Raw genomic sequence first — 11305 nt, 5'->3', positions numbered from 1 at the left:
CGCGCGCGGGAAGCCGCTGGCGACCAGTTCACGTAGCGCCTGCTGGTGGATATTGCGCTTGAGGATCGGCAGACAATACAGATGTGGGCGAACGCCACCCACCAGCATGTGGTTACGGTTAAACATCAGGTGCTGCGGGGTGATGGTGGCGGCAATCAATTCGTTTCCATCCCGGACATACTCTGCGGCATCTTTGGTCGTAATGTGTTCAAACACTACCTTCAGCCCAGGAAGACGCTGGCGCAGCGGCTCCATGACCGTTTCGATAAAACGCGCTTCGCGATCGAAAATATCAATGTCAGCGTGGGTCACTTCCCCGTGCACCAGCAGTGGCATCCCCAGTTTTTGCATACGCTCCAGAATAGGCATGATGGCGTCAATGCTCGTCACCCCATGGCTGGAGTTGGTGGTGGCGTTTGCCGGGTAGAGCTTCGCGGCGGTGAACACACCTTCGTTAAATCCGCGCTCAACCTCATTGGGATCCAGCGAGTCCGTCAGATAGCAGGTCATCAACGGAGTAAAATCGTGCCCGGCCGGAACGACGTCAAGGATACGCTGGCGATAGGCGATCGCGGCCTCGACGGTGGTGACTGGCGGAACCAGGTTAGGCATAACAATCGCACGGCCATAAATTTCGCTGGTATACGGCACGACGGTTTTCAGCATGTCGCCATCACGAAGATGGATATGCCAGTCGTCTGGGCGGCGGATTTTGAGAACCTGGGATTGTACAGTCATGGAAGCTCCGGCTTGAAAGGGATCAGTCATAAGATGGCTGTTTTTGCCGGACACAAATCATAAGCGGAAACGTTTTCGTTTGCACACTATTCCGTTAAAAAAAACGGGCGCCTGAGCGCCCGGAGTATTTAGTCGGTGAAAGGAATGATGATTTCACCCGGTTTCACCTCTATCCCTTTGGCATATTTCTTCGCCAGAGATTCGCCCTTACTCTTGTCTTCGCTCAGAACGTAGGCGGGCTGCTGGTTGAAATAGTTCTGTAACGACTGGTTGAGATAAGGCATCAGCGTTTGCAGCACCGGTTTCATTTTATCCGGCGTGACGACCGCATCGACGATTTCCATCTCTTGCAGGAAAATTGCCCCTTTCTCTTTATTGAAGACCGGCAGCGCCTTGAGCTTCAGCTTGATATCCGCTTTCTGATTGCCGAAGAGCGAGGTCATGTCCAGGCTGGCATCGCCGGACAGGGTGACTTTGTTAGGCTCCTCGCGCCCAATCTGGCTGGCGAGATTCGTCAGGACGATATGTGCATCCGCAAGGCCGGGCACGCCGATATCTTTTGAAAAGTTATTATGTTTTTCCAGCGCCTGATTAATTTCCTGCTCACTGACGGTGTACTGCGTAAGCTGGTTACATCCCACCAGCAGCCCACTGACAATTAACGCAGCGGCAATAACGATCTTTTTCATGGTGTTCCTCAACATAAAATCGGCGCATCTGTCCTGATACGCCAGTATGTCAGGGTGATCCTGGAGAAACCAGCAGAAAAAACTGATAGTGAAGGGAGGTAAATATCCTCCCCCAGAAGGTCAGGCGCCAGGCTCCAGCATCCCGCGGGTGCTGCGTTTATCACTGAACTGCCACCAGAGGGCAATCAGCGTCATAAAGCCGACCATACCGAGCATGACCCACGGCAGCTCCGGCTGATGGAGCGCTTTTCCGGCATCAAACAGCCAGCCGCCACCGGTGTAACCCAGCGCGCCGCCAAGCGCCAGTCCGAGACGGCTGAAGCCCATGTAGCTGCCACGGGCCCGGGCGTCGGCAAGTGACGCGCCCAGGGTTTCACGGGCCGGCTCGGCAATGATTGAGCCAATATAGAAGGTGCAAATCAGCATAAACAGCTGCTGGAGTGAACTCACCAGGCCGATGGGCATCATGCTCAGCGTCATCAGCAACAGCCCGGCCATCAGACGGTGCTCAAGCCGGAAACGGCGCTCGCTCCACCGGGCAATCGGATAGAGCAGAGTCAGAGAAAGGCAGGCCTCAATGGCATACATCCATTTTACCGCCGCCGGCGTGCCGGCAATATCGTTAACCATAATCGGCAGCATCAGCATGACCTGCACGGCGAGCATGTAGTAGCCGGTCAACGTTAAAACATAGGTGACGAAGCGTTTATCGCTCAGCACGCGGTCAAGCCCTTCCCGCACCGGCGCTTTTACCGTCGACAGCTTCCATGCAGGCAGAAACAGACCGTTAAACAGCGCGCAGAGAATAAACAGCACCGCGCCGGTGGCGCAGACCAGGCGGAAATCGTATTGCAGCAGCCAGCTTCCCAGCAGGGCGCCCACTACCGCGCCAGCGCTGTCCTGCATCATCAAAATTGAGAAGAAACGACCCCGGTGTTGCGGACGGATAAGCTTAACCACCAGCGCGGTACGCGGTGGGTCGAAAAGGGTGCCGCCAATCCCGGAAAGGAAACAGGAGAACCACAGCAGCCAGGGGTCATGAGCGATTGCCATCGTGGCGAATCCCGCCGCACGTAACAGCATGCCGGTGACGATCATCGGTTTCGCACCGAAGCGGTCGGCTATTGCCCCGCCAAACACGCCAAGACCCTGTTGTACAAACTGGCGTAAGCCCAGCGCGATCCCGACCATTAGCGCCGCCCAGCCCATTTGATCGACAAAACGAATCGATATAAGTGGAAAAACGACAAAAAAGCCGAGCACGACCAGCATGTTATCGACGAGCAGGAAATATTTACCCAGGCTCCTGGCCTGTGATACGCGGGACATTTTCCCTCCAGGGAAAATAAAAGGTGAGCACGCTAATATTCTGCGGTGTCGCCGCGCTTTTTCACATACCTGCTGGCGACAATATTTTTTTATCAAAAAGGTGCTTTGATAGAGAGTTCTCATCGAAAAATGTGAAAAGCGATAAAAATGGTATGTCACTGTTTTCACAGAAGGCACAGGCGCAGGTATAGTAAAGCTAACAGGCAGAGCAGAAGCGACGGGAAGGAGTGGTATCGATGTTTGGCTATCGCAGTAATGTGCCAAAAGTGCGTCTGACGACGGACAGGCTGGTCGTTCGTCTGGTGCATGAGCGTGATGCCTGGCGTCTGGCGGATTATTACGCCGAGAATCGCCAGTTTTTAAAACCCTGGGAACCCGTTCGGGACGAGAGCCATTGCTACCCCTCTGGCTGGCAGGCGCGCCTCAGTATGATTGCGGAATTTCACAAACAGGGAAGTGCGTTTTATTTCGCGCTTCTCGATCCGGAAGAGAAAGAGATCGTTGGCATTGCCAATTTTTCAAACGTAGTACGCGGGTCGTTTCACGCCTGCTATCTCGGGTATTCCATCGGCCAGAAATGGCAGGGGCAGGGGCTCATGTTTGAGGCGCTGACGGCGGCGATTCGCTACATGCAGCGCACGCAACATATCCATCGCATTATGGCGAACTACATGCCGCACAATAAGCGCAGCGGCGATCTGCTGGCCCGCCTGGGGTTTGAGAAAGAGGGCTATGCCAAAGATTATCTGCTGATTGACGGCGAGTGGCGGGACCATGTCCTCACCGCGCTCACCACGCAGGAGTGGACCGCGGGTCGTTAAGGAGAAAAGATGAAATATCAGTTAAATGGCGCCGAAGCGCGCGTGATTGGCTGCCTGCTGGAAAAGCAGGTTACGACGCCGGAACAGTATCCTCTTTCCGTGAATGCCGTCACGATGGCCTGCAACCAAAAGACGAACCGTGAGCCGGTGATGAACCTTGGCGAGTACGAGGTGCAGGATATCCTTGATGAGCTGGTGAAGCGCCACTACCTGCGCACCGTCAGCGGCTTCGGTAATCGCGTCACTAAATATGAACAGCGCTTTTGTAATTCCGAATTTGGCGATTTAAAACTCAGCGCCGCAGAAGTGGCGGTTATCACCACGCTGCTGCTGCGCGGGGCGCAGACGCCGGGTGAACTGCGCACACGCGCCTCCCGCATGCATGAGTTTCAGGATATGCAGGACGTTGAACAGACGCTGGAGGGATTAGCCTCACGCGAGGACGGTCCTTACGTGGTGCGTCTGGCCCGCGAGCCGGGCAAGCGTGAAAGCCGCTACATGCACCTGTTTAGCGGCGACGTGGAGTCCTCTACGCTGGCCGTCGAATCCGACACGCCAGCATCAAACGACAGCCTGACCGCGCGCGTGGCAGCCCTGGAAGACGAGGTTGCCGGGCTGAAGCAGCGTCTGGATGCTTTACTCGCACACCTGGGAGATTAACCGTGACTACATTACGCATTGGAGTGGTGGGGCTGGGCGGGATTGCGCAAAAAGCATGGCTGCCCGTTTTAGGCGCCGCGTCAGACTGGACGCTGCAAGGGGCGTGGTCGCCCACCCGCGAGAAAGCAGAGCGCATCTGCAAAACCTGGCGCATCCCTTATGCTGGCTCACTCCAGGATTTAGCCCGTGAATGTGATGCGGTATTTGTGCATACCTCAACCGCGACGCACTTCCAGGTGGTGAGCGAGTTGCTGAACGCAGGCGTTCACGTCTGCGTTGATAAGCCGCTGGCGGAAAATGTGCAGGATGCTGAACGACTGATTGAGCTGGCCGCGCGTAAAAAGCTGACGCTGATGGTCGGCTTCAACCGCCGTTTTGCGCCGCTCTATCAGCAGCTTAAAGCGCAGTCCGGCTCGTTTGCCTCTCTGCGTATGGATAAGCACCGTACCGACAGCGTGGGGCCGAACGATCTGCGGTTCACGCTGCTGGATGATTATCTCCACGTCGTGGATACGGCCCTGTGGCTGAGTAACGGAAAAGCCCAGCTGCAAAGCGGCACGCTGCTGACCAACGAGCAGGGTGAAATGGTTTACGCCGAACATCATTTTGCCGTTGAGCATTTACAGGTGACGACCAGCATGCATCGTCGGGCGGGCAGCCAGCGCGAGTCCGTGCAGGCCGTTACGGATGGCGCGCTGTATGACGTCACCGATATGCGTGAGTGGCGGGAAGAGAAGGGCAATGGCGTGCTCGCGTTACCCGTTCCCGGCTGGCAGAGCACCCTGGAGCAGCGTGGCTTTGTGGGCTGCGCGCGTCACTTCATTACCTGCGTGCAGAATCAGACGGTTCCTGAAACGTCCGGGGAGCAGGCCATTCTGGCGCAGCGCATCGTGGAACGACTCTGGCGCGAAGCCATGTCGGAATAACTCGCTGTAACATCTGCCGATAGTAATTCGTTGAAATCCGGTTAGACTAAGCGCCGCTTGTTGGCTTTGCCGGGTGGCGCTTTCGCTTATCCGTCCTGGAAATCCGTAGGGTTGTGGAACTTCACGTTAATGAACTTATTAAAATCGCTGGCGGCCGTCAGCTCGATGACCATGTTTTCCCGCGTGCTTGGCTTTGCGCGCGATGCCATTGTGGCAAGGGTTTTTGGCGCAGGGATGGCGACTGACGCCTTTTTCGTTGCGTTCAAGCTGCCGAACCTGCTGCGCCGTATTTTTGCCGAAGGGGCTTTCTCACAGGCATTTGTCCCGATCCTCGCGGAATATAAAAGCAAGCAGGGCGAAGATGCCACCCGCGTCTTTGTGGCGTACGTTTCCGGTTTACTGACGCTGGCGCTGGCGATCGTGACCGTACTGGGGATGCTGGCAGCGCCCTGGGTAATCATGGTAACGGCGCCGGGCTTTGCCGACACGGCGGATAAATTTGCCCTGACGACGCAACTGCTGCGGATAACCTTCCCCTATATTCTGCTGATTTCGCTGGCGTCGCTGGTGGGCGCCATCCTGAATACCTGGAACCGCTTCTCCGTGCCGGCCTTTGCCCCCACGTTCCTCAACGTCAGCATGATTGGCTTTGCGCTGTTCGCCGCGCCGCATTTTAACCCACCAGTGCTGGCGCTGGCCTGGGCCGTGACCGTCGGCGGGGTGTTACAGCTTGCTTACCAGCTCCCGCACCTGAAAAAGATCGGCATGCTGGTTCTGCCGCGCATTAATTTCAAAGATGCGGGCGCAATGCGCGTTATCAAACAGATGGGACCGGCAATACTCGGCGTGTCCGTCAGCCAGATCTCGCTTATCATCAATACCATCTTCGCCTCTTTCCTGGTGTCGGGCTCGGTGTCCTGGATGTACTACGCCGATCGTCTGATGGAGTTTCCATCCGGGGTGCTGGGCGTGGCGCTGGGGACTATTCTGCTGCCGTCGCTGTCGAAAAGTTTCGCCAGCGGCAACCACGATGAATACTGCCGCCTGATGGACTGGGGTCTGCGTCTCTGTTTTCTGCTGGCGCTGCCAAGCGCGGTGGCGCTGGGGATCCTGGCGAAACCGCTGACGGTGTCGTTGTTCCAGTATGGAAAATTCACCGCCTTTGATGCCGCCATGACCCAGCGTGCGCTCGTAGCCTACTCAGTGGGGCTGATGGGGCTGATTGTCGTGAAGGTGCTTGCGCCCGGCTTCTATTCACGTCAGGACATCAAAACGCCGGTTAAGATTGCCATTGTGACGCTGATCATGACGCAGCTGATGAACCTGGCGTTTATTGGTCCGCTGAAACACGCGGGTCTGTCACTGTCGATTGGTCTGGCGGCCTGTCTCAACGCCGGGCTGCTGTACTGGCAGCTGCGTAAGCAGGATATCTTCACCCCGCAGCCGGGCTGGGCAAGCTTCCTGCTGCGTCTGGCGATCGCGGTAGTATTGATGGCGGCCGCGCTGGTTGGCATGTTGTATGTCATGCCTGAATGGGCGCAGGGCACCATGCCTTACCGCCTGATGCGTCTGATGGCCGTGGTGGTGGTCGGGGTGGTGGCGTACTTTGCCACGCTGGCGGTGCTTGGCTTCAAGGTGAAAGAGTTTACCCGCCGCACGGTATAAACGCCAAAAGGGGAGTCACCAGAAGGTGCTCCCCGCTTCATGACATGCCGCTAGTGCGTCAAATCGAAATCTTTTTCCCGCCCGTGATACGTGCCGTGGCCGTTTGACCATCCGCACCGTACAGCCCCGGCTCTTTATAGGGCTTTAACACCTCAAGCGCCTGCTGATTACGGATAATCTGACCTTCCAGCAGCCAGCCGTTATGCTGGTTGAGATCGCGAAGATGCTGGGTTTTTTCTGTAATGGTCTGCCAGCGTTCGTTGATCTCATCATTGGCGCTGCGTTTCGTGTCTTGCTCAGCGCGTCGCTGTTTTTCCAGATAATCCAGGGTCGCCAGCAGCGAGCTTTTATCTTCAGTAATGCGTTGCAACGCGCTGCCGTTGATTTGACCAGAAGAGAGGTGGTGCTGTTCTGCGTCCATCACCGTTTTCAGGTCGTTCAGGACCACCGTCATCTGATCCAGTATTTCTGACAGTCGACTCATACGGTTAGTTACTCTGGAGGAAACTCTGTGCGTCCTGAATCAGCGCATCAGCGATTTTGCTGGTATCCATTTTCAGTTCGCCGTTACGGATAGCCGTTTTCAGCGCTTCAACTCGTTCCATGTTGATATCGCTGCTGCCTGGCTGCATCAGCTTCGACTGCGCATCGCTCAGCGTGACGCTGGTGCTGTTAGCCGTCGAGGTTTTTTCCAGACGCGTTTTTTGCGGGGCAGCCTCATTCGTTTCGCGAGGTTGTACAGTGCTAACCGGCTTCAGGGCTGATGTACGATCAATGCTCATAGTGTTGTCCTCATCGAGGGTTCGCGGCGTTTGCGCCTGACATCATCATTTGTTGAATATTTATCGGCAGTCGCCGCGAAATCTTTAAAAAGATTACAGGTTAATCAGAATATTCCCATCAGGACCGACCGTGCCGCTGACCACCTGGCCTGAGGACATTCTGACCCGGGCATTTTGCGCCACTGCGGCATTATTCAGCGCTTTTCCTTCACTGTTGATACTAAAGCCTTCGCCATTGGCGACCACCATCACCTGTTGTCCCGCCTTCACCCGCCACGCCTGGCGCAGCATAGAGAGCTGTATCGCCTGTCCAGGGGCGACATCGCGCAGGCTGACCGCCTCCTGAGCCTGGTTAATATCCAGCATCGTCCGCGGTGGAAGCTGATCCAGACGGCCTCGCTTCAGCGTTACGCTGTCTGGTTGCAGCAGGCTGCCCCGGGGAATGGGAACGGCGGCGACAACATAATTGCCTGTCGCCTGAACCGCAACCTGTAAATAACGTTTTTCGTTGGCGCAACGCGCCAGCACATTCACGTTGCCCCATAAGCGGGTGCTGCCGGTCACGCTAAATGACGGGGCTTCGCAGGAAGGGTAAAGGTTAGGCGGGGTGCGTACGGTCACGCGTACGTCATCGCTGAAACCGGCCAGCTTCTGCGCAAAGAATGCATTGAGCTGGTTCTCTAACCCCTCAGCCTGCACAAGAGGGCTCAAAAGCAGCAGGGTCGCCGCAAGGCCACGTTTAAAAGTCCGCATCGCACGTTCCACTATGTCCAGAATTAAGCAAATTCTACCCGCAGTGGTTTTCCATCAACGCAACAAATAGCGACGCATTTTGCGCTTATTCCGTCGATAGGGGAGACGGGGTGAGATTTAAGCTGTGAACTGAAATTTTCTCATCAGCGGAGGAGACATGCTCGATAAACTCGACGCCGCGTTACGTTTTCAGCAGGAAGCGCTCAACTTACGCGCCCAGCGGCAGGAAATTTTAGCCGCCAATATCGCCAACGCGGACACCCCCGGGTATCAGGCGCGCGATATTGATTTTTCCAGTGAACTCAAAAAAGTGATGGAGCGTGGACGTGCCGAAGGGACGGGTGTCTCACTTGCCCTGACATCCTCACGGCATATTCCCGCTCAGGCGATGACCGCGCCAACAACTGACTTACTTTATCGTGTCCCCGATCAGCCCTCGCTTGACGGCAATACCGTCGACATGGACCGGGAGCGCACACAGTTTGCCGATAACAGCCTGCAATACCAGACAGGCCTGACGCTACTCGGCGGGCAAATCAAAGGCATGATGACCGTCCTGCAGGGGGGCAATTAGTAAATGGCCTTGCTGAATATTTTTGATATCGCCGGTTCGGCATTAACGGCGCAGTCCAAACGACTGAACGTGGCAGCCAGTAACCTGGCCAACGCCGACAGCGTGACCGGACCTGACGGACAACCGTATCGCGCTAAACAGGTCGTCTTCCATGTTGATGCTGCACCGGGTGCGGCAACGGGCGGCGTGAAAGTGGCGGACGTGGTTGAGAGCCAGGCGCCCGACAAGCTGGTTTACGAGCCAGGCAACCCGCTCGCGGATGCCAGCGGCTACGTGAAAATGCCGAACGTGGATGTGGTCGGGGAGATGGTGAACTCCATGTCCGCGTCACGCAGCTACCAGGCAAACGTCGAAGTGCTTAATACCGTGAAGAGCATGATGCTCAAAACACTCACTCTCGGCCAGTAAAGGAGACACGCATGTCCATCGCCGTAAACGTGAATGACCCGACAAATACCGGCGTCAACAGCACCAGTAGTGCAACCGGTTCCAGCTCTCTCACCGGGAGCAATGCCTCCGATTTACAGAGCAGCTTTCTGACCCTGCTGGTGGCACAGCTGAAAAATCAGGACCCGACCAATCCGATGCAGAATAACGAACTGACCACGCAGCTTGCGCAGATCAGTACCGTCAGCGGCATTGAGAAACTGAACACCACGCTCGGCTCGGTCTCCGGTCAAATCGATAACAGCCAGTCCTTGCAGGCCGCCAACCTGATCGGTCACGGGGTGATGATCCCGGGGACCACGATTCTGGCGGGCACCAGCACCACCGATGGCACGTCCACCACCACCACGACGCCGTTTGGCGTTGAGTTGCAGCAACCGGCCGACAAAGTCACCGCCACCATCAAAGACGCCAGCGGCAACGTGGTGCGCACGATTGAGATTGGCGAGCTTAAAGCGGGCGTTCATACCTTTACCTGGGATGGCAGCCTGACCGACGGCACTAAAGCGCCTAACGGCTCGTATCAGGTTGCGATTAGCGCCAGCAACGGCACCACGCAGCTGGTGGCTCAGCCGCTACAGTTTGCCCTGGTTCAGGGCGTCATCAAAGGTAGCGATGGCAACAAACTGGATTTGGGTACCTCCGGTACCACCACACTCGACGAAGTTCGGCAGATTATCTAAGCCTTCATACTTATCAGGAGTAAGTCATGGCCTTTTCTCAAGCGGTCAGCGGCCTGAATGCTGCGGCCACCAACCTGGACGTCATTGGCAACAACATCGCCAACTCCGCGACCTATGGTTTTAAATCCGGTTCTGCATCTTTTGCAGATATGTTTGCAGGCTCTAAAGTGGGCCTGGGCGTGAAGGTTGCGGGTATCACCCAGGACTTCACCGACGGGACGACCACCAACACCGGTCGTGGTCTGGATGTCGCCATCAGCCAGAACGGTTTCTTCCGTATGGTGGATGCCAACGGTTCCGTGTTCTACAGCCGCAATGGCCAATTCAAGCTGGATGAAAACCGTAACCTGGTGAACATGCAGGGGCTACAGTTAACCGGTTATCCGGTTGCCGGCACGCCGCCGACGGTGCAAACCGGTGCGAATCCGCAGGCGATCACCATCCCAACGACGCTGATGGCGGCGAAGTCCACCACCACGGCCTCTCAGCAGATCAACCTGAACTCCACCGATACCGCGCCAACCGTCGCATTCGACCCGGCCAACCCTGACTCTTACAACAAGAAAGGCACCGTGACGGTGTTTGACAGCCAGGGTAATGCGCACAACATGAACCTGTTCTATGTCAAAGACGCTACTCCAGCTAACTCCTGGAAGGTGTATTCGCAGGACGGCAGCGTAGCGGGAGATGCAGCGAAACTGGCAACCACATTGGTCTTTAATGAGAGCGGTGTGTTGACCGGCGGTGGGGAAGTCGATATCGAGACCGGGGAGATCACTGGTGCAACGGCGGCAACCTTCAAAATGAGTTTCGCGAACTCCATGCAGCAGAACACCGGTGCGAACAACATCGTGGCGACGAGCCAGAACGGTTATAAGCCGGGCGATCTGGTGAGCTACCAGATCAACGATGACGGCACCGTTGTCGGTAACTACTCCAACGAACAGACCCAGGTGCTGGGCCAGATCGTGCTGGCTAACTTTGCCAACAACGAAGGCCTGAAGTCCGAAGGGGATAACGTCTGGTCCGCCACGCAGTCTTCCGGTGTTGCCCTGCTGGGTACCGCGGGTTCCGGTAACTTCGGCACGCTGACCAACGGCGCGCTGGAAGCCTCCAACGTCGATCTGAGTAAAGAGCTGGTGAACATGATTGTCGCGCAACGTAACTACCAGTCCAACGCGCAGACCATCAAAACCCAGGATCAGATCCTCAACACGCTGGTTAACCTGCGTTAAGCG

14 protein-coding genes are annotated in these 11305 nt (G+C 56.3%); 8 read left to right on the top strand and 6 right to left on the bottom strand.

Annotation, left to right across the window (positions count from 1 at the left end):
• The 3 genes from pyrC to mdtH form a co-directional block, all read right to left on the bottom strand.
• Positions 1-738 (bottom strand): dihydroorotase (gene pyrC, locus ACOTX2_RS05625; protein ID WP_421625889.1); only part of this gene is annotated, 738 nt, incomplete at its 3' end.
• A gap of 128 nt (positions 739-866) precedes the next feature.
• Complete coding sequence (locus ACOTX2_RS05620) at positions 867-1427, bottom strand: lipoprotein (protein ID WP_023305855.1); 561 nt, start codon at positions 1425-1427, stop codon at positions 867-869.
• Positions 1428-1547: 120 nt separating this feature from the next.
• Positions 1548-2756, bottom strand: a complete 1209-nt coding sequence (gene mdtH / locus ACOTX2_RS05615) for a multidrug efflux MFS transporter MdtH (protein WP_063147634.1) — start codon at positions 2754-2756, stop codon at positions 1548-1550.
• Positions 2757-2992: 236 nt separating this feature from the next.
• Between mdtH and rimJ the strand changes: the two genes are divergently transcribed.
• The 4 genes from rimJ (at position 2993) to murJ (ending at position 6828) form a co-directional block, all read left to right on the top strand.
• Positions 2993-3577 carry a ribosomal protein S5-alanine N-acetyltransferase gene (gene rimJ / locus ACOTX2_RS05610; protein WP_003858007.1) on the top strand — a complete coding sequence of 195 codons (585 nt, stop codon included), beginning with the start codon at positions 2993-2995 and terminating at the stop codon, positions 3575-3577.
• Positions 3578-3586: 9 nt separating this feature from the next.
• Entirely contained in the window at positions 3587-4237 is a 651-nt protein-coding gene (locus ACOTX2_RS05605) for a YceH family protein (protein ID WP_045307934.1), read from the top strand.
• 2 nt (positions 4238-4239) lie between these two features.
• Positions 4240-5163, top strand: coding sequence for a Gfo/Idh/MocA family protein (locus ACOTX2_RS05600; protein WP_023305857.1), 924 nt, complete (start codon positions 4240-4242; stop codon positions 5161-5163).
• Positions 5164-5292: 129 nt separating this feature from the next.
• Complete coding sequence (gene murJ / locus ACOTX2_RS05595; protein ID WP_063147633.1) at positions 5293-6828, top strand: murein biosynthesis integral membrane protein MurJ; 1536 nt, start codon at positions 5293-5295, stop codon at positions 6826-6828.
• Between the two features lie 58 nt (positions 6829-6886).
• On the opposite strand, the gene flgN is transcribed toward murJ, so the two are convergent.
• The 3 genes from flgN to flgA form a co-directional block, all read right to left on the bottom strand.
• On the bottom strand, positions 6887-7312 hold the full coding sequence (gene flgN, locus ACOTX2_RS05590; protein ID WP_022647721.1) for a flagella biosynthesis chaperone FlgN: 426 nt from the start codon (positions 7310-7312) through the stop codon (positions 6887-6889).
• A 4-nt stretch (positions 7313-7316) separates the two neighbouring features.
• Complete coding sequence (gene flgM / locus ACOTX2_RS05585) at positions 7317-7610, bottom strand: flagellar biosynthesis anti-sigma factor FlgM (RefSeq protein WP_003858002.1); 294 nt, start codon at positions 7608-7610, stop codon at positions 7317-7319.
• 93 nt (positions 7611-7703) lie between these two features.
• A complete protein-coding gene (gene flgA, locus ACOTX2_RS05580) occupies positions 7704-8363 on the bottom strand; it encodes a flagellar basal body P-ring formation chaperone FlgA (RefSeq protein ID WP_022647723.1) in 660 nt (219 codons plus the stop codon).
• Positions 8364-8520: 157 nt separating this feature from the next.
• Between flgA and flgB the strand changes: the two genes are divergently transcribed.
• From flgB to flgE, 4 genes are read left to right on the top strand one after another with little or no spacing between them, the layout of a single operon-like run.
• The gene (gene flgB / locus ACOTX2_RS05575; RefSeq protein WP_045622629.1) at positions 8521-8937 is read left to right on the top strand and encodes a flagellar basal body rod protein FlgB; all 417 of its coding nucleotides are present in this window, start codon (positions 8521-8523) and stop codon (positions 8935-8937) included.
• 3 nt (positions 8938-8940) lie between these two features.
• Positions 8941-9345, top strand: coding sequence for a flagellar basal body rod protein FlgC (gene flgC / locus ACOTX2_RS05570; RefSeq protein ID WP_063147632.1), 405 nt, complete (start codon positions 8941-8943; stop codon positions 9343-9345).
• An 11-nt stretch (positions 9346-9356) separates the two neighbouring features.
• Entirely contained in the window at positions 9357-10067 is a 711-nt protein-coding gene (flgD, locus tag ACOTX2_RS05565; RefSeq protein ID WP_003857994.1) for a flagellar hook assembly protein FlgD, read from the top strand.
• Between the two features lie 26 nt (positions 10068-10093).
• Positions 10094-11302, top strand: coding sequence for a flagellar hook protein FlgE (flgE, locus tag ACOTX2_RS05560; protein ID WP_045622627.1), 1209 nt, complete (start codon positions 10094-10096; stop codon positions 11300-11302).
• Positions 11303-11305: the final 3 nt, after the last annotated feature.

The sequence above is a fragment of the Enterobacter cloacae complex sp. IR5412 genome (assembly GCF_049237385.1).
Taxonomy (GTDB): domain Bacteria; phylum Pseudomonadota; class Gammaproteobacteria; order Enterobacterales; family Enterobacteriaceae; genus Enterobacter; species Enterobacter intestinihominis.
This window is presented reverse-complemented; position numbering and strand designations above follow the sequence as displayed.

Bases quoted from the DNA above. Each gene is read 5' to 3' on its own strand.
- ACOTX2_RS05620 (WP_023305855.1), bottom strand. From the start codon at position 1,427: ATGAAAAAGATCGTTATTGCCGCTGCGTTAATTGTCAGTGGGCTGCTG.
- mdtH (WP_063147634.1), bottom strand. From the start codon at position 2,756: ATGTCCCGCGTATCACAGGCCAGGAGCCTGGGTAAATATTTCCTGCTC.
- rimJ (WP_003858007.1), top strand. From the start codon at position 2,993: ATGTTTGGCTATCGCAGTAATGTGCCAAAAGTGCGTCTGACGACGGAC.
- ACOTX2_RS05605 (WP_045307934.1), top strand. From the start codon at position 3,587: ATGAAATATCAGTTAAATGGCGCCGAAGCGCGCGTGATTGGCTGCCTG.
- murJ (WP_063147633.1), top strand. From the start codon at position 5,293: ATGAACTTATTAAAATCGCTGGCGGCCGTCAGCTCGATGACCATGTTT.
- flgN (WP_022647721.1), bottom strand. From the start codon at position 7,312: ATGAGTCGACTGTCAGAAATACTGGATCAGATGACGGTGGTCCTGAAC.
- flgM (WP_003858002.1), bottom strand. From the start codon at position 7,610: ATGAGCATTGATCGTACATCAGCCCTGAAGCCGGTTAGCACTGTACAA.
- flgA (WP_022647723.1), bottom strand. From the start codon at position 8,363: ATGCGGACTTTTAAACGTGGCCTTGCGGCGACCCTGCTGCTTTTGAGC.
- flgB (WP_045622629.1), top strand. From the start codon at position 8,521: ATGCTCGATAAACTCGACGCCGCGTTACGTTTTCAGCAGGAAGCGCTC.
- flgC (WP_063147632.1), top strand. From the start codon at position 8,941: ATGGCCTTGCTGAATATTTTTGATATCGCCGGTTCGGCATTAACGGCG.
- flgD (WP_003857994.1), top strand. From the start codon at position 9,357: ATGTCCATCGCCGTAAACGTGAATGACCCGACAAATACCGGCGTCAAC.
- flgE (WP_045622627.1), top strand. From the start codon at position 10,094: ATGGCCTTTTCTCAAGCGGTCAGCGGCCTGAATGCTGCGGCCACCAAC.